This is a genomic window from Rhodococcus sp. NJ-530 (assembly GCF_003860625.1).
Taxonomy (GTDB): domain Bacteria; phylum Actinomycetota; class Actinomycetes; order Mycobacteriales; family Mycobacteriaceae; genus Rhodococcus_F; species Rhodococcus_F qingshengii.
Map to the genome: position 1 here is coordinate 438,451 of NZ_CP034156.1, position 15,166 is coordinate 453,616.

Consider the following 15,166-nt stretch of genomic DNA (forward strand, 5'->3'; position numbering starts at 1 on the left):
GTCCGGATGTCTGTCGTGGAGGTAGTGGAACGGTGTGGCGATCACCCCCGCGGGGCCAGGCGATGTGATTTTCCAGTGCTACTGCAACGCTGTCGATTCGGCGTGCGAATCCGATACGGGACAGTGGCAGTAGTAGGGCGGACGTGCCGGGGAAGGCGTCTGCCACCCGTTCGAACAGCGCCCTGCACAGTTCACCGGGAAACTCTCCGCCTGAGCGATCCCGCCGAGGTAGGGTGGGCGTGGTGGCTCGTGATGGCGCTCGAAAAAGGAACGTGCAGAGAGCTTCTCAAGCTTGCAGTGGAGGTCGATTGGCGTGGTCTTCATGAGCTGGTGAACCCATGCGTTGCGTCGGGAAGCCGGTTTGTTTGCTTGAGGTTGAGGTTCGCCTACTGCTCTCGGGTCGTCGCTCGTCCCGAGTTCAGGTGAGGTGGCGGCTGGGAGGCGTCAGCGTGGCTTCGACGCCCCATCAGGTAAAAGGCGATAGTGGCCGGCGTGATGGTTGCGAGCGCAACGTAGGACATGGCACTGACTGGAGACGGTGCGGGGAAGAAGATTCCGTTGAGATAGATCCATGAGGTTGCGACGGCACCGGCGATCAGTGCTGCGATTGTCACGGCGGTGGCTGCGCGCTCGCGGAAGAGGAGCCCCTCGCTGCGGCTGGAGCTACAGTCGCCGAATCTCCACAATCTGCGATTGCGGCCAGCCCGCTAATCGTCATCAGTCTCCTGAACTACGAGATCGCCAAAGATGTCGTTACAGAAGCAGATTCGATTGCCGGAAAAATCATCGTCAACACCGCAACCGGTACGCCGGAGGAAGCGAACCAGTTCGCCGAGTGGATCGCAGGGCGAGGCGCTCGGTACCTCGACGGAGCCATAGCTGCATACCCGGAGGACATCGGAACCGAAAGTTCAGGGATCAACTATTCCGGAGACGAGGACGTGTGGGAGGACGTCCAGAGCCTTCTGACACCCATCGCCGCCCAATCACGATATGTCGGAGCCCGTCCCGGTGCCGCCAACGTGATCGACGCGGCCATGGCAGGCGCATTCTTCAACGTCGCGCTCGGTGCCTTCCACGAAGCAGCAGCGTACGTGCGGTCCGAGGACGTCGCGATCGCGGAGATGCGCCACAGTTTGCACCTGTGGACCGACAAACTTCTCGAACTCCTTCACGAAGCACTCAAAGCGTTCGAATCCGGAGAGTACGAGACCGATCAGGCAACCTTGAACGTATACGCAGCCGCAGTAGAAGCCTGGCAACAATCGATGCAGCGAGCAGGCCAACGCGCCGCTCTGATGACGGCGAATCTCGACAACTTGCAACGTGCATGCGCAGCCGGGCACGGGGACAAGGGCATCTTCGCCCAAATCGAAACACTCTCCGCCAACCCTCAATCCGCAATCTAAGGAGACATCAATGACAACCATGGCCAATCACCTCACCGCCCTGCCCTCGACAACAACAGTCGACGAGATCGTCGACGTGATCCACCGCGACGGCGGTGTCATCGTCGAAGATTTCCTCGACACCCCCCAGCTCGACGAGCTGCGCGCCCAACTTGGCCCCGTCCTTGAAAGCACCGGCTACGGAGAAGACGAATTCTTCGCCGGAACCCAAACGCGAAGAGCAGGAGGGCTGTTCGGTCGGATCGACCTCATGCCCGAGATCGCGCTCCACCCGCTCTACTACGGGGCCGCCAAGAAGATCCTTCAGGTGCCCCTGTCCGTCTGGGTCGGAGACGACCAGATCGAAATCACGCCTGATATCCAGATCGGTGTCACTCAGGCAATCGAAATCCACCCAGGGCAGGGTGCCCAGCGTCTCCATCGAGACGACACGAGCTTTCTGTGGCGCCACCCCGACTACGGACGCGAGGGCCGACTGCAGATCATGGTGGCGGTCAGCGATTTCACAGCAGAAAACGGCGGCACCCTCGTCATACCCGGAAGCCATCGGTGGGACGACCAACGAGGCCCGAAACAAGCCGAAGCGGCGCCGACCGTAATGCGGGCCGGTGCTGCCCTCATCTGGACCGGTTCTACGTACCACGGCGGTGGTAACAACTCGTCCGAGGCGGGGGGTGTAAGAACAACGGTGTAACTCTGAAAGGAGATACGCCACTATGACTGACGTGATTGAACGTGAGACAGAGACGAACTCGGCTCAGCCGGGTATCAGCGATGCGCGGCTCAAAGAGCTGGTCGAGCAGGCGCGAGCCGAAGGGCTGCAGTTGACCGGAGATGGTGGATTGCTGTCGAAGCTGACCAAGCTAGTCGTGGAGTCCGCGCTCGAAGGCGAGATGGACGACCACCTCGGATACGGCAAGAGCGACCCGGCAGGGAGGGGCAGCGGCAACTCCCGCAACGGCAGACGAGCCAAGAACGTGTTGACCGAGGCCGGCCCGGTCGAACTCGAGGTGCCCCGTGACCGGGATTCCTCCTTCGAGCCGAAGATCGTGGCCAAGCGGCAGCGTCGGCTCTCAGGCGTGGAGGACATGGTGATCTCATTGTCGGCCAAGGGTTTGACGACCGGTGAGATCGCTGCACACCTGGCCGAGGTGTACGGAGCTGATGTGTCCAAGCAGACGATCTCGACGATCACCGAGCGGGTGATGGAAGGCATGGCCGAGTGGCAGAACCGGCCGTTGGATCCTGTGTACCCGGTGTTGTTCATCGACTGCATCCACGTCAAGATCCGCGAGGGCAACGTCGCTAACCGGCCGATCTACGTCGCGATGGGGGTGACTGTCGACGGCACCCGCGACATCCTCGGACTGTGGGTCGGTGAGCACGGCGACGGGGAGGGAGCGAAGTACTGGCTTCGGGTGTTGTCCGAGCTGAAAAACCGTGGTGTGCAAGATGTTCTGATCGTCGTGTGCGATGGTCTCAAGCATCTACCCGACTCGATCGAGCAAGTGTGGCCACAGACCATCGTGCAGACTTGTGTGGTCCATCTTCTCCGTAACACCTACGCCTATGCCTCCCGCAAGGACTGGTCCGAGATCGCCAAGGACCTCAAACCCGTCTACACGGCGCCGTCGGAGCAGGCCGCGCTCGACCGATTCGCAGAGTTCAGTGACAAATGGGAGAAACGCTATCCCGCGATCATCAGGCTCTGGACTAACGCCTGGGCTGAGTTCGTGCCGTTCCTACAATTCGACAACGCCATCCGGCAGGTCATTTACACGACCAACGCCATCGAAAGTGTCAACGCCCGAATCCGCAGGGCTGTCAAGGCCCGTGGACACTTTCCGACCGAGGCCGCGGCCTTGAAATGCGTGTATCTGGCCATCATGAGCCTCGATCCCAAAGGCACCGCCCGCAGGCGCTGGTCCAACCGATGGAAGGCAGCACTGAATGCCTTCGAAATAACGTTCGACGGACGGCTGTCTGCCGGACGAAAGTAGTTAGAAACCAATCAATTACACCGTTTTCTGGACAGACCCCCGAGGCGCCACGGACCGGCTTGACGATGGCATTCGACCTCGCCTGCTTACGTCAGGAAGAGAACCAATACCTGTCAATCCCGCGTGAAAAACTGCTTGATCTTTCCGAAGAGGTACAGCGACTGCTCGGCTGGGGGTCCGGAGCGAACCTGATGGGTTACGTCGAACGGGGCGGTCAGATGATCGACGCACACGTTCTCCTCGAAAACGGCGCCGTCGAACTCCCGACTGCCCGCTGAACTCTAGAACCTGCACGGTTGTCACCCGCAACCCAACTCGCTCAGTAGTTTCTGGGGTTCGAATCGAGAAATAGCCCGTAGCGTGACCGTCTGCGTGCCATCCGTAAACCTACTGGTGGTCAAGCAGATACGGGAAGACTGGTGGAAATCGCTGGACTGGCCGGGCGCGAGGAGGGCCATTATTGGCAGCAAAGTGATGGGTCTCCACGAGTGGTTCGGCGATTTTTTGCGGGATCCGGCTCCCGCAAACGAGTTCGGGTGTAGCAGTCGTCCGCTGGACGCCTGTACCCCTCACCGCTGGTGAACCCTCCCTTTTTTGGTTGCCGGTCTGGCGGGCCCCGCCATGGGTTTGGCGGTGGCGTGTTCGGGCATTCGTGAGTTGTTGACAAGTGGAGATCGGGGTTTTGCCGTTTTTCGTCGTGTGCCGTCACGGTCTCGTGGGAGTGCGTGTGAGGTGTGGGATGGATGTCGTACGAAGCGCTGCTGTCGGTGATGGGTGGTTTCCTCCGCTCGATGCGGCTGCCGAAGCGTTGCAGGATCTGTATCGGGTGTTGAATCCGGCCGGTCACATCGAGAAGTATCTGAACCGGTTGTGTGAGCATGCGGTGGAGTTGATCGAGGATGCGGACATGGCGGGGGTGACGGTTCTCGATGAGGAGGGTGCTGCGTCGACGGCGGCGCGCACGTCCCGTGAGGTCGTCATGGTGGACGAGCTGCAGTATCGGTCGTGGGCGGGTCCGTGTATCGAGGCCGCGGAGAGCGAGCAGATCGTGGTGGCGGACCGCACGACTGCCAGTGAGCGGTGGCCGGGTCTGGCGTCCGAGGCCCGGCGATTCGGGGTGCAGAGTTTCCTGTCGATTCCGTTGCCTGCGCTCGAGCCCGGGGTGCGTGCGGGTGCGGTCAACGTGTACGGCAGCCGTGCGGACGGGTTCGCCCGTTCTGAGGTGGCGTTGATGAATTTGTTCACCACTGCCGCTGGGTATGCGATCGGCAGTACCGAACGCTACCGGGGTGCCCGGCAGTTGGCTCTGCAGCTCGAGCGTGCTCTCGATTCGCGGGCGGTGATCGATCAGGCGAAGGGGGTGTTGATGGCGGTGCACGGTGTCGATGCGGATGGGGCGTTCGCGATGTTGGTCGACAAATCCCAACGCACCAACACGAAACTGCGGGCGGTGGCAGAGGATCTGCTGGCGAGTGTGCGCATCACCTAGAGATGACGAGGCCCCGCGAACGCGGCGATGGTGAGCTCTCCCGCCTATCGACGGCACGCCGCTTCGTGCCGTCGCAGCGTCCTGACCGGTCGATCGGAAGCTCTAGCTCTATGTGCGTTCGTCATCGGCTGAAATGATCATCTGACGTGCAACGTCCAGTAAATCCCTGGACTCACGACGTGCTGAAGCCTGGAGTTCGGAAAGCGCGGTCTCGGGGTCTGTATTGCGGCGGATCATCAAGATTCCGACTGCTCGTTCGATGTCGGCACGTGAGGCGATTCCTCGGCGCAGGGCGTTGGCGGCACGTTCGAGTCGATGGTCTGTTGCGATGGCATCGAGCCCCGCTCCCAGATATTCGGCGATGACGACGACGAGATCACGGTCCCGGTCCGTCTCTGCCACCGCTGAATGCGAGTACAGGTTCAGCGACCCGACCGGCTCGTTGTAGTTGAACAGTGGTATCGCGAGAAAACCTTCCAATCCGGCGTTGCGCGCAGCAATGCCGAGAGTGGGCCACCGTGTGCCTAATTGTTTGACCGACATTCGGACCGACCGACCCGTGCGCGATGCTGACAGGCAGGGTCCGTCACCGAGAAGATATTGCGTGCGATCGAATTCTTCTACACGTTCATCGGTAGGGGCGAGGGTGAACGGTTCGCTGTCCAGGGATGCCGTGACACCGGCGTGATCAACACCGACAACCAGATCGACGGCGGCAATCGTGCATCGAATCATCAACTCCACGACTCGATCCGGGGAATCAGCCGGTATGGAGAGAGATTGTTCGAGGCGATCGATGAGTCGCGGCTCGCGACCTTGTGCTCGTACGAAGGCGGCCGACGGTCGCGCGCGCGGATGAGAACTGTCGAAGTTCATGATTTCTTGCCCGATCCGCGCGGTGGAAGTGGTCCACCAACGAAAAGTGGCACCGACGCGGCCGACTCGGCCGCGCGCCTGAGAAGTACCTCTATTCGGTAATCTCGACTTTACGCCGGATCGGAGTGACCAGGCGCCGTGTGTGTCCCGTGAAGGCGACTGAGGAGGTGCGTCCTGTGAATGCAGATCCGAGAGGAAGTCAGGACACACCCGAATTTCCCGACGAATCCGAAAGTGAGAGAGGGCGCCGCGCATCAGTCGAGTTGCCGATGACCGCGAAACTGTGTCGACAGTGTTTGAGGCTGGCGGAAGTTCAAGGGGCGGCGATCACAGTGCTCAGCAGCTCTTCGTCGAGGGAATTGATGTACGCGACGGACTCGGTGGCACAACATCTCGACGAACTACAGTTCACCGGCGGTGACGGTCCGTGCGTTGATGCATTTACAACTGAGCGACCGATGTTCTGCAACGACACTTCCAGTGATTCCGCCAATGACATCTGGCCGGGGTTTGCCAGCGAGGCAGACAAAGCCGGTGTCGGATCGGTGTTCGCCTTTCCGCTCAGGGGCGGAGGTGATGTCTTCGGTGTGCTCGAACTGTACCGTCTCGATCCCATTGGCCTCGACGACGAGCAGATCGAATTGGCGACTGCGAGTGCCGCTGCGATTTCGATGGCGATTCTTGCCGAACTTCCTGTCACCGGTGATCTGGACGCCGGGATGCTCGTCAATGCCTTTCACCGACCCGAGGTGAACCAGGCAGTCGGGATGATCGCGATCCAACTTCGTGTCTCGGTCGAAGAGTCGCTTTCTCGGCTTCGAGCCGCCGCGTACTCCTCGGGGAGGCCGATTTGGGAGATCGCCGCAGATGTCGTGAATCGGCGGATCCGATTCGCACACGGTGGTGACGACGGATGACATCTGATTCGGAAAGATCGCGCAATGTCTCTGCAGTACTTGACGATGGGAGCCCAGGATGAACACCCCCGCAATACAATTGAGCATTGCCGAGGTGACTCATCTTCTCACCACCGACTTCGATTCCCTGCGTGTACTCGAGACGATCGTTGAGCGATCGAGACAGAATCTGAGCGGTGTGTGGTGCGTCCTCGTCGTGCGAAACGGGGAGCAAGGTTATCTCGATGTGTTGGTGGAGTCGGCAAATGCCGAGTTCGTTCCCGACCGGACTCTTGCCATATCGGGTCCGGCTGCGCTGAGCGCTGAGAGCGGAGCGGTTGTGATGGTCGACAGCTTCAAAGACGTGGGGGAGCGGTGGCGGAAATTCGGTCGCTCAGGACTCGAACATGGGCTGGGCGGGTGCCGCTGCTTTCCGATGAGGTTGGGTCGGACATCGCTCGGATCACTCGTGGTCTTTACTCACGATTCGTGGCACAGCGCGGAGCGTAGTAATGCATACGGGCAGTCGATGGCAGATTTGGCCGCTCTGACTCTGTCCACGGACAGTCGTCAGGATCGTCATTCGCAGGTGGTGACGGCGGTCAAGAAGCTGATCGCGGTCCGCGGCGACGTGGAACAGGCAGTCGGCATGATCGCCGAACTCGACGGTATTTCGATCGAACTCGCAACTGCACGGCTGGCGGAGAACGCGCGGCGACGAGGGATCAGCGCCGCGGCGTACTCGTCGTTGGTGCTGGCGAACCCGGATGCCCGGTGAGGCAGAGCCTCCTAGGTGGCACGAGCATGAAGTGATCCTTACCGGGAAGTTTTCGTATCGTATGCACTCTCAGACCCGGTCGTGCAGTCGTTCCCGAAAGAGCTGTTAGACAACGTATTCGGATACAGAGATGCCTCGGGTCGGCAGGGCGTTCCCTGCCCGGTTGGTGTAGTGCACCAGTCGGACAGGGAACCTCAGCGTTCGTCGTCGAGCGGGGCGGGTGTCGATTGTTCGAGCAGATCTCCCTCGGGCGCCGGCCATGGGGTGTCGAGTTCCGTGGTGAGGGCTTCGAGGTCGACGGCATCCACTGCATTCGGGTCGGCTGGGATGGTTTGTTCGAGGTAGTCGGTGTCGGGTGTCGCGTCGAGGGCTGAGCGAATGCGGTTGTCTTCCATGGCGGTGGCCCTTTCTCTGTCGGGCGATCACGGACGTTTCTCTGTGTCGTGTGTGTTTTTCCGGCGTAGGTGGGCGTTGTCTGCGCGTAGCCGGGTGTTGTCGCGGCGTAGTAGGGCGGTGCTGTCTTCGAGTTCGAGGACTCGTTTGATGCCGACGAGGTTGATGCCGTCGGCGATGAGTTCTGTGATGCGGCCCAGACGAGTAAGGTCCTCGTCGTTGTAGCGGCGGGTACCGCCGCGGGTGCGGGCGGGGGTGATCAGGCCGTACTGTTCGTAGAGTCGCAGCGTGCCGGCGGTGAATCCGGAGAGCTCCGATGTCACCGAGATCGCGTACAGGCCAGGGGGTTCGGCGATAGCGGGGTTGCGCGCCATGATGGTCCTCCCATCAAAGAAATTTCGATATCTGCGGGCAAGCTCTTGATCCGATGTGTGTTTGATGATATACCAAATCTACAGCATCTACTGTAGAAGTTCGGTGGATGCGGTGGTGGTAGTCAGTGAACGGTTCCAGTGACTTTTCCTGGAGGTGACCGAAAATGTTGATGCGCACCGATCCTTTCCGTGACCTTGACCGCCTGACCCGACAGCTGTTGGGTACTGCTTCGCAGCCGGCGGTGATGCCGATGGATGCATGGCAGGAAGGTGAGCAGTTCGTCGTCGAGTTCGATCTTCCCGGCATGGACCCGGATTCACTCGACCTCGATGTGGACCGCAATGTGTTGACGGTGCACGCCGAGCGGCCGGTTCGCGCCAGCGAGGCGGAGATGATTGCCGCTGAGCGCCCGCGCGGGGTATTCAGTCGTCAACTGTTCCTGGGCGAGAACCTCGACACCGACAATATCGAGGCCGGCTACGACGCGGGCGTACTGAGGTTGACGATCCCGCTCGCGGAGCGGGCCAAGCCCCGCAAGATCGAGATCAGCAGCGCCGGGAACAGCAACGGGAGCAGCAAGGAGGTGGGCCACAAGCAGGAGAGCAAGCAGCTCGATGCGTGAACAGCACGCCGGAACAGTCCGCAGTCCACAACAGCAGGTTTCGAGAGGGTGCAGCGACAATGACTGGGGTCGATGACGTCGAGATCGACCGCATCGCCGAGGATGAGCGTGAAGTAGCCGGCAGGGGTCGGCGCGGCGACTCGGAGTGGGAGAGGCTGGGTATCCGCCTCTGGCACGAACTGGAATATGCTGCCGTGGTGGAGGATTCGGATCGGATTCTCGCTGATGCGCTCACTCCGGCGGCGTGGGTGTTGCTCACCCGGATTGCCGGCTGCACCCTCGACCCCGGCTTGGTGGCCCCGCCGATCATGGTGTCCCGGTATACGTATCGGGTTCCGGTGATGCGGCCTCGGGCGACCCAACGCTCCCCTCCACAGGGTTAGGGGCGTGGGCGGGTTTCTCGTTGCCCGGCCCTCGACGGCGCAGCGGGGGACCCTCGGGTGTGAGGACTTGCGGGCAGGGTCCGTGGGTTCTTGCGCGGTGGTTGCCGAGACGCTCACACACTGTGACGTCTTTTGCGAGTACCGAGCAGCAGCGGGTACAGGCCTTGGACGGTAGAAAGTGCGAGAGGTGTGACCGGCTCGGCAATCACCTTTTCCGGCGCGCAGCGTGAACGCATACCGTGCAGAGTTTCGTCCGAACACAATGTCTACGAGTTATTTTCGGTCTACCAGCTTCTTTCGACAGACGGCGAGGTTGCGTGATGGAACGGTACAGGTTCACGTTCGCGGACGGATCGACCGCCGAGGAGTTCTTCGATTCGGACAACGAGGCGATCGTGGCGGCGACGGCGGCCAACGGCGGTAGTAGTGGGGGATTGCATGTCCAGCGCTACGACCACCTCGGGGCGTTGTTGCCCACGAAACTGCCTCCCGGCGGGCACCGCGGCACATGGTGCCCGAAGATCGGCATGCCGAGCCCGGCGCTGGTGGCGGAGTCGACGGTCGATCCGACGTCGAAGCTGTGAAGGGTTTACAGGACCGTAGGCGGGGTAACAGGTGGTCAGAGGACATGAAGGAGTACTCGCATGGATGTCGATGACCTCGATGTGGTGGTGTGGCCGGAATCCGAGGAACGTGAAGCGTGGTGGCGTCAGGTCGTCACAGGGGGCAGCGCGGGTGCCGCGACGTCGACGATGACACCGAATCGGAGTATCGAGGACGCCTCTTCTCGGATTCTGCACGCTGCGTAGATTCGTCGAGAGCGCAATCCCACCCGCCATGGGCGGTGGCGTGTGTCCGCCGGTGGGGGTCGATAGTTCTCTGGAATCTATCGACGCCGTTGGCGGAGTGCAGTTGTGCGTCCTTCCCGTCGGCAAGGGCGTGCAGGGTCCGTCTGGTCGTTACTGACGAACGATCAGACGGACCTTACCTGGCTCATGTCGTGTGGTCTGACGCCGTTCGGCCGAACCGCTTCTAATCTTCAATCCTCAATGTGTGAAGGACCTTTCAGATGAACGTTCAGACTTCGAGATCGAACTCGTGGCCGGCTGTGCACAGCGGTTCGATGAGTACTGCCGAGATCAAGGCTCGTATCGAGTCGATGTACGCCGACCGAGGCGCTCTCGTTCCGAAAGGCACCGGAACAAAGTCCTGAGTATCGGCTGGGACCGAGTTGGGAGCGGCAGTAGGTCGATCCGTGGCCGAGCCCCGGGAGTTCGCGGGTCAGGGTGCGGTGGGGAAACCGTAGCGGCGGCGCATGTGGGCGACGTCGTCGTCGGTGCACGCGGTGGCGGCGATCCATCGGCAGGCCTGCTGAGAGTCGGCGTGCGTCCCGGGCTCGGCTCTCACCGGCGATGCCGAGGTAGGGGCAGTGTTCTGCGGGTGCTGCGTACGAGGATGTTATCCAATCGCAGCTGCTGATTGTCCGCGAGGCGAATTTTGTCGTAGAGCACAGTGTGCGGAGTTCCGGTCAGCGAGGTGTGACCGGTTGCGGGCGACCTTTTCGGGGGTTTCGCTGGGTGTGGGCGATTCGCCGGCTGCTGGTGACGGCAGCCGACGAATCGGGCGTATCCCGTTGGCTCGCGTCGTGTGGGATGCGCGCGGGCCGTTGCCGGTTGGTGCTGGCCGGGAAGGGCCCTGTTCGGCGACTCGTTGCCTGGGCAGCGTTCCGCCGTCAGGGCGGATTACCCGGCAAGGCGGGTGGTGAAACCGGTGCAGCGTCAGGACTGATGCGCGTACATGTCAGTTCTGTCGGCGGTCGCGGATTCTCCCGGGAGTGGGGGGCGGTGTTCGTTGACGATTGCCGATGCGCCGCGTGGACGTCGTCTGTGCGGGGTATGGCCATGGACAGGGGAAAGTCGGCGGGAATAGAGAAGGAGAGAGGGCCATGAGTGGGCTGGAATCCGGTGCGGCGACGGGTACACGGGACAAGGACTACAACTTGATCTGGTTCGTCGAAGCGTCGTTGAGTAATGCGTTGCGTATGCAGACCTATATCGACGATGCCGAGCGTGACGGGGACGGCGAAGTGGCCGATCTGTTCCGTAAAGCCCAGAGCGAGAGCCGCAGGGGTGCGGAGATCGGGAAGAAGTTGCTTCTCGACAGGCTCGCCCAGACTGCCGTATGAGTCTGGTTCACCGTGCGTTGGGACTGACTGACCCCACAGGGTTGCCGGAGGGGAGATCGTGATGATCAATGTTGCAGTGCTGGTGATCGTGTTGTGTATAGGGTTGGCTGTCGTTGCGCGCCTTGACTTCCGGGAGCGCTGATTTGCTGGGGTGTGGCGGATCCGAACTTCCGGTATGCGGCGGTGACGGTTTCGGGATGCAGCACCGCACTCGACTCACAACCGAACAACCTTTCGCCGGTTGAGGGATGCCTGTCGCAGCGTTCGGGGAGAGGAGGCGGCGGATGCGTCACCCGTTTGTTTCGGTGCGGTTGGCGACACCAGAAAGTGTTGGAGTGCGGTTTGTTCGGGGCAGGTGTCCACCGGCGTGAGTGATCAGAGTGCGGGTGAGGGCCTGTGTGCGACTCACCGAACCGTTCGCCGCGTGGGGTAGTTACCGAGGGGTCGGCGGGCTGAAACATCGGCGGTGGTGTATTCGGATGCGTGAGCGTCAGCATCCGCGGTCTAGTGGTGGTTGCGTGGGTGCTGTGGTTCGTCAGGTTGTTTCTCGGGGCGGCCGAGATGCAGTTGGTGTGCGAAGAGAAGTGGGTAGCAGCACCACAATGTGATTGCCAGAAGTACAGCGCAGCCGCCGGCGATCAGGCCTGTGGTTTTGTTGACGACTACATCGAAAGTCAGGGTGAGAACGCCAGTCAGTGCGCCGCCGAGTAGGAGAAGGCCGGTGACGGCGAATCGTTGACCCTGCTCGACGAGGACGGGGAGGGCGTGACGCCTGAAGAGTAGGCGGTGCATGGCGACAGGTGATACGAGCACGATCGTCGCTGCCTTCGACATTGCCAGCGTGATCAGATACAAGTCCTTCTCGAAAGCTTGTAGATCCGAGAAGCGTTGTTGGAAGGGCAATGTCAGGAGGAAGCCGGTGAGGATCTGCATGCCGGTCTGGACTACCCGGAGCTCTTGGAGGATGTGGGACCAGTTGCGGTCGAGACGTTGGGTGGGTGTCTCGTGGCGGACGCGATAGTTCCATTCCGAATCTGCGCGTGGCGGTGCAGTGGCCTCGGGACGCGGTTCTGGGCGTTGCGGCCGGGCTCCGTCGCCGGTCGGTGCGTGTCCGGTGCTCATCTGGGTGAGCTACCCGCTCAGTGCGTGAGGAAAACAGGCTTCCCCGTGCCACGCGCAGGGGCTGGGCACCTGCCACGTGAAGGGTAGGCAGTGATTCCTGTGGTGAGTTGTTCGTTGGGATCGTCGTGTGGTTGAGGTAGCGGGTTTTCGCAAGCTGCCCGTATGGGGGCGTTGCTCTGGTACTCCTATGGGAGAGCCCCCAGATGATGGGTGTGCGCAGAGCCGAAGAAAGCCATCATGACGCCGCCTCCGCAGGACCCAATTCGTATGGTCCAGACCCGCATCAGCCTTACGGGCAATCGCCTCAACAGCCCTACGATTCAGCAGCCAGGCCAGGGATATCCGCCGCAGTACGGGTCAGCAGTACCCGCCGCTAAAGAAGAAGCAAAAATGGCCGTGGACCAAGGAGGTCACGGTGACGGGACTGGTGAAGATCGCGACGGCGACCGCCAGTAACGGGTTCGATGACGACGGGGCGATCACGTGCACGATCATTGTCGACGGAAAGGTGTTGACGGAGAACACCTCCAAAGGTGCCGGTGCGTCCGCCTCGTGCGCCGAATCCGATTTCGACACGAAATAGCCTAGGCAGGACTGGGGAAGAGCCGAGTGGGCTTGGAACACGTAGTGACTGCTCCGTGTCGGTCACACGATCCGGAATGGTGGTTTTCTTCGGCGCGTGAGGAGCTGTCGAGGGCGATGTCATTGTGTCGCAGTTGTTCCCATATGTCGGAGTGTTTGGCGGGCGCCCTTGCTCGTGGGGAAGCGGCGGGGGTGTGGGGTGGCCGCTACCTAGTGTAGGGCGGATCACTGCTCTGCCAGGTCCACGGCTTCCCTTTCGCGGGAGGGTCCGGTTGTCCGTTGCCCGGAGCAGAGATGGCGAGGAAAGTGCATAGAGTCTGGTCACGACGAAGAACCGTGTGGCCACCCAGAGCTACGGGTGCGGCGGAATTGTTCGGATGCTTCCAACTCGGCGACTGTCGTCATGTAGGGGGTCGTGCTGCGCGGGCGGCTTCGCGGAGGAAGGGATCGGGGTCCGTCGACGTAGCTGAGCACTGTGATCTGCGAGCACGGCGGGTTGAGTCTGTCAAAGATCTCGAACAGTTCCCCTACCTCGCTGACGGTTGGTATTGCCGACATTCCCTATTGGGCGAGAGGATCGAAAACAAGCGGAACAACACTCTACGCGAAGCGACTGCCCTCGGTTTCTAAGATAGGCCGGGGGCAGCCTCTGTGTTCCAACGGTTGTATCAACTGATCTCGACACCTCCGCAGAATGTGACGAACAGCCATTTGACGAAGGCTGCGAAGGCCGATGGCGCACTCTAGATGCATGACGGCGACGAAGATCGTGCGGCGGATTCCACTCCCCACGCCCACGCTTCCGAAGTAGTTGCCGTGCAGCAGTTCACGCCCGGGTTTACCCGCGAGCGGGTGCCTGCCAGGCATTGATGCACCGAGAGAGGTTCACGATGCCCCGACGTTATCCGCCCGAGTTTCGCCGGAAAGTCCTCGATTTGTTGAAGTCAGGACGCACGGTCGCCGAGGTCGCCGCAGGTCTCGATGTCACCGAACAAACCATCTACAACTGGCGTAACCAGGAGCTCATCGATACCGGCCAGAAGCCGGGGCTGAGCTCGATCGAGAGCGCCGAACTCGCCGCCGCCCGTCGTCGTATCGCCGAGCTGGAGACTGAGCTCGCCATAGCCAAACGCTCCACGGAACTGCTGAAGTCGGTGGTGCTCCCAAAAGGCGGTTCGAAGCGATCGAAGTGATGGCCAAGGAAGGACTACCAGTACAGACCTCATGTCGCGTTCTGGAGGTGTCGGAGTCCGGCTTCTACGAGTGGCGCAATCGCCCACCCTCTGAACGCTCACTGCGACATGCCTGGCTGACCCAACTGATCACCGAGGTTCACACCGCCTCGCATGGCACCTACGGTGCGCGGCGCATCCACGCCGAACTCACCCTTGGCCACGGCATTGCCGTGGGACACGGCTGCATCGAAATGTTGATGAGAGTTGCTGGCGTGAAAGGACTTCCGGGAAACAAACGTGCACGTTCCAAGCATCAAACCCCGACCGCGAGCGATCTCGTCGACCGTAAATTCACCCGCGACGAGCCGAACAAGCTGTGGGTCACAGATATCACGGAACATCCCACCCGTGAAGGCAAAATATATTGCGCTGTTGTCCTGGATACGTTTTCGAGGCGAGTCGTCGGTTGGTCGATCGACAGCTCGCAGACTGCGACATTGGTGACAAACGCTCTGGGAATGGCCATTTCGAATCGAGGCCCAACGCCCGGTACTTTGATTCATTCCGACCATGGAGTGCAGTTCACATCGTGGGCATTCACCCGCCGGGCACACGACTCAGGACTGGTCCCGTCGATGGGATCGATCGGTGATTGCTATGACAACGCCGTGATCGAATCTTTCTGGGGCAGAATGCAAACCGAACTCTTGAGCCGGAAACGATGGAAAACGAGGATCGAATTGGCCAACGCCATGTTCGAGTATCTCGAGATCTTCCACAACCGGCAACGCCGGCACAGTGCCCTCGGGATGCTGACACCGATCGAGTTCGAGAACGTACACTTCACACGTCAACCCGTAGCCTGAAGTCAAATATGACGA

At 61.0% G+C, this 15,166-nt stretch carries 20 protein-coding genes and 3 pseudogenes; 17 read left to right on the forward strand and 6 right to left on the reverse strand.

Going from position 1 to position 15,166, the window contains the following annotated elements; all coding sequences use genetic code 11:
- Positions 1-386: 386 nt before the first annotated feature.
- Positions 387-614 carry a hypothetical protein gene (locus tag EHW12_RS33860; protein ID WP_190287610.1) on the reverse strand — a complete coding sequence of 76 codons (228 nt, stop codon included), beginning with the start codon at positions 612-614 and terminating at the stop codon, positions 387-389.
- A 78-nt stretch (positions 615-692) separates the two neighbouring features.
- On the opposite strand from EHW12_RS33860, the pseudogene EHW12_RS35750 reads away from it, so the two are divergent.
- From EHW12_RS35750 to EHW12_RS33885, 6 genes and pseudogenes are all read left to right on the forward strand, one after another.
- Positions 693-941: pseudogene (locus tag EHW12_RS35750) on the forward strand (NAD(P)-dependent oxidoreductase); the annotation flags it as partial.
- Positions 942-1,409: a hypothetical protein gene (locus tag EHW12_RS35755; protein WP_232330094.1), complete on the forward strand. Its 468-nt coding sequence runs from the start codon at positions 942-944 to the stop codon at positions 1,407-1,409.
- A 10-nt stretch (positions 1,410-1,419) separates the two neighbouring features.
- The gene (locus EHW12_RS33870) at positions 1,420-2,103 is read left to right on the forward strand and encodes a phytanoyl-CoA dioxygenase family protein (RefSeq protein ID WP_241199246.1); all 684 of its coding nucleotides are present in this window, start codon (positions 1,420-1,422) and stop codon (positions 2,101-2,103) included.
- A 22-nt stretch (positions 2,104-2,125) separates the two neighbouring features.
- Positions 2,126-3,409: an IS256 family transposase gene (locus tag EHW12_RS33875; RefSeq protein ID WP_075832375.1), complete on the forward strand. Its 1,284-nt coding sequence runs from the start codon at positions 2,126-2,128 to the stop codon at positions 3,407-3,409.
- A gap of 41 nt (positions 3,410-3,450) precedes the next feature.
- Positions 3,451-3,687 (forward strand): annotated as a pseudogene (locus EHW12_RS33880) (phytanoyl-CoA dioxygenase family protein); the annotation flags it as partial.
- 461 nt (positions 3,688-4,148) lie between these two features.
- Positions 4,149-4,898 (forward strand): GAF and ANTAR domain-containing protein, encoded by a 750-nt coding sequence (locus tag EHW12_RS33885; protein WP_064444980.1) that lies wholly within the window; start codon positions 4,149-4,151, stop codon positions 4,896-4,898.
- A 108-nt stretch (positions 4,899-5,006) separates the two neighbouring features.
- Here the strand turns inward: EHW12_RS33885 and EHW12_RS33890 are convergent, their stop codons facing one another.
- On the reverse strand, positions 5,007-5,774 hold the full coding sequence (locus EHW12_RS33890) for a GAF and ANTAR domain-containing protein (RefSeq protein WP_164490683.1): 768 nt from the start codon (positions 5,772-5,774) through the stop codon (positions 5,007-5,009).
- 269 nt (positions 5,775-6,043) lie between these two features.
- Between EHW12_RS33890 and EHW12_RS33895 the strand changes: the two genes are divergently transcribed.
- Both EHW12_RS33895 and EHW12_RS33900 read left to right on the forward strand, forming a co-directional pair.
- On the forward strand, positions 6,044-6,691 hold the full coding sequence (locus tag EHW12_RS33895; protein ID WP_075835087.1) for a GAF and ANTAR domain-containing protein: 648 nt from the start codon (positions 6,044-6,046) through the stop codon (positions 6,689-6,691).
- A 58-nt stretch (positions 6,692-6,749) separates the two neighbouring features.
- The gene (locus EHW12_RS33900; protein WP_042445280.1) at positions 6,750-7,448 is read left to right on the forward strand and encodes a GAF domain-containing protein; all 699 of its coding nucleotides are present in this window, start codon (positions 6,750-6,752) and stop codon (positions 7,446-7,448) included.
- A gap of 194 nt (positions 7,449-7,642) precedes the next feature.
- Here EHW12_RS33900 and EHW12_RS33905 read toward each other — a convergent pair whose 3' ends face one another.
- Both EHW12_RS33905 and EHW12_RS33910 read right to left on the reverse strand, forming a co-directional pair.
- A complete protein-coding gene (locus EHW12_RS33905; RefSeq protein WP_042445278.1) occupies positions 7,643-7,843 on the reverse strand; it encodes a hypothetical protein in 201 nt (66 codons plus the stop codon).
- A 27-nt stretch (positions 7,844-7,870) separates the two neighbouring features.
- Positions 7,871-8,215, reverse strand: a complete 345-nt coding sequence (locus tag EHW12_RS33910) for a MerR family transcriptional regulator (protein WP_054781737.1) — start codon at positions 8,213-8,215, stop codon at positions 7,871-7,873.
- Between the two features lie 164 nt (positions 8,216-8,379).
- Between EHW12_RS33910 and EHW12_RS33915 the strand changes: the two genes are divergently transcribed.
- From EHW12_RS33915 to EHW12_RS34925, 5 genes are all read left to right on the forward strand, one after another.
- Positions 8,380-8,838 carry an Hsp20 family protein gene (locus tag EHW12_RS33915; protein ID WP_058036959.1) on the forward strand — a complete coding sequence of 153 codons (459 nt, stop codon included), beginning with the start codon at positions 8,380-8,382 and terminating at the stop codon, positions 8,836-8,838.
- Entirely contained in the window at positions 8,835-9,221 is a 387-nt protein-coding gene (locus tag EHW12_RS33920) for a hypothetical protein (RefSeq protein ID WP_125053528.1), read from the forward strand. Before EHW12_RS33915 ends, EHW12_RS33920 begins: the two co-directional genes overlap by 4 nt.
- Before the next feature lie 320 nt (positions 9,222-9,541).
- Positions 9,542-9,805, forward strand: a complete 264-nt coding sequence (locus EHW12_RS33925; protein WP_054781739.1) for a hypothetical protein — start codon at positions 9,542-9,544, stop codon at positions 9,803-9,805.
- Between the two features lie 60 nt (positions 9,806-9,865).
- Entirely contained in the window at positions 9,866-10,030 is a 165-nt protein-coding gene (locus tag EHW12_RS34920; RefSeq protein WP_156423042.1) for a hypothetical protein, read from the forward strand.
- A gap of 260 nt (positions 10,031-10,290) precedes the next feature.
- A complete protein-coding gene (locus EHW12_RS34925; RefSeq protein WP_164490684.1) occupies positions 10,291-10,434 on the forward strand; it encodes a hypothetical protein in 144 nt (47 codons plus the stop codon).
- Positions 10,435-10,502: 68 nt separating this feature from the next.
- Here EHW12_RS34925 and EHW12_RS36015 read toward each other — a convergent pair whose 3' ends face one another.
- Positions 10,503-10,628, reverse strand: a complete 126-nt coding sequence (locus tag EHW12_RS36015; RefSeq protein ID WP_256082775.1) for a hypothetical protein — start codon at positions 10,626-10,628, stop codon at positions 10,503-10,505.
- A 538-nt stretch (positions 10,629-11,166) separates the two neighbouring features.
- Between EHW12_RS36015 and EHW12_RS33930 the strand changes: the two genes are divergently transcribed.
- Positions 11,167-11,406, forward strand: a complete 240-nt coding sequence (locus EHW12_RS33930) for a hypothetical protein (RefSeq protein WP_125053530.1) — start codon at positions 11,167-11,169, stop codon at positions 11,404-11,406.
- 504 nt (positions 11,407-11,910) lie between these two features.
- Here EHW12_RS33930 and EHW12_RS33935 read toward each other — a convergent pair.
- Positions 11,911-12,528, reverse strand: coding sequence for a DUF6328 family protein (locus tag EHW12_RS33935; protein WP_241199248.1), 618 nt, complete (start codon positions 12,526-12,528; stop codon positions 11,911-11,913).
- 415 nt (positions 12,529-12,943) lie between these two features.
- Here EHW12_RS33935 and EHW12_RS34930 point away from each other — a divergent pair, with 415 nt between their 5' ends.
- The 3 genes and pseudogenes from EHW12_RS34930 (at position 12,944) to EHW12_RS33945 (ending at position 15,151) form a co-directional block, all read left to right on the forward strand.
- Entirely contained in the window at positions 12,944-13,111 is a 168-nt protein-coding gene (locus tag EHW12_RS34930) for a hypothetical protein (RefSeq protein ID WP_164490685.1), read from the forward strand.
- A 44-nt stretch (positions 13,112-13,155) separates the two neighbouring features.
- The gene (locus EHW12_RS33940; protein WP_241199249.1) at positions 13,156-13,329 is read left to right on the forward strand and encodes a WhiB family transcriptional regulator; all 174 of its coding nucleotides are present in this window, start codon (positions 13,156-13,158) and stop codon (positions 13,327-13,329) included.
- Positions 13,330-14,000: 671 nt separating this feature from the next.
- Positions 14,001-15,151 (forward strand): annotated as a pseudogene (locus EHW12_RS33945) (IS3 family transposase).
- Positions 15,152-15,166: the final 15 nt, after the last annotated feature.

Coding starts and splice junctions, on each gene's coding strand:
- EHW12_RS33870 (WP_241199246.1), top strand. CDS start 1,420: ATGACAACCATGGCCAATCACCTCACCGCCCTGCCCTCGACAACAACA.
- EHW12_RS33875 (WP_075832375.1), top strand. CDS start 2,126: ATGACTGACGTGATTGAACGTGAGACAGAGACGAACTCGGCTCAGCCG.
- EHW12_RS33885 (WP_064444980.1), top strand. CDS start 4,149: ATGGATGTCGTACGAAGCGCTGCTGTCGGTGATGGGTGGTTTCCTCCG.
- EHW12_RS33890 (WP_164490683.1), bottom strand. CDS start 5,774: ATGAACTTCGACAGTTCTCATCCGCGCGCGCGACCGTCGGCCGCCTTC.
- EHW12_RS33895 (WP_075835087.1), top strand. CDS start 6,044: ATGACCGCGAAACTGTGTCGACAGTGTTTGAGGCTGGCGGAAGTTCAA.
- EHW12_RS33900 (WP_042445280.1), top strand. CDS start 6,750: ATGAACACCCCCGCAATACAATTGAGCATTGCCGAGGTGACTCATCTT.
- EHW12_RS33905 (WP_042445278.1), bottom strand. CDS start 7,843: ATGGAAGACAACCGCATTCGCTCAGCCCTCGACGCGACACCCGACACC.
- EHW12_RS33910 (WP_054781737.1), bottom strand. CDS start 8,215: ATGGCGCGCAACCCCGCTATCGCCGAACCCCCTGGCCTGTACGCGATC.
- EHW12_RS33915 (WP_058036959.1), top strand. CDS start 8,380: ATGTTGATGCGCACCGATCCTTTCCGTGACCTTGACCGCCTGACCCGA.
- EHW12_RS33925 (WP_054781739.1), top strand. CDS start 9,542: ATGGAACGGTACAGGTTCACGTTCGCGGACGGATCGACCGCCGAGGAG.
- EHW12_RS34920 (WP_156423042.1), top strand. CDS start 9,866: ATGGATGTCGATGACCTCGATGTGGTGGTGTGGCCGGAATCCGAGGAA.
- EHW12_RS34925 (WP_164490684.1), top strand. CDS start 10,291: ATGAACGTTCAGACTTCGAGATCGAACTCGTGGCCGGCTGTGCACAGC.
- EHW12_RS33930 (WP_125053530.1), top strand. CDS start 11,167: ATGAGTGGGCTGGAATCCGGTGCGGCGACGGGTACACGGGACAAGGAC.
- EHW12_RS33935 (WP_241199248.1), bottom strand. CDS start 12,528: ATGAGCACCGGACACGCACCGACCGGCGACGGAGCCCGGCCGCAACGC.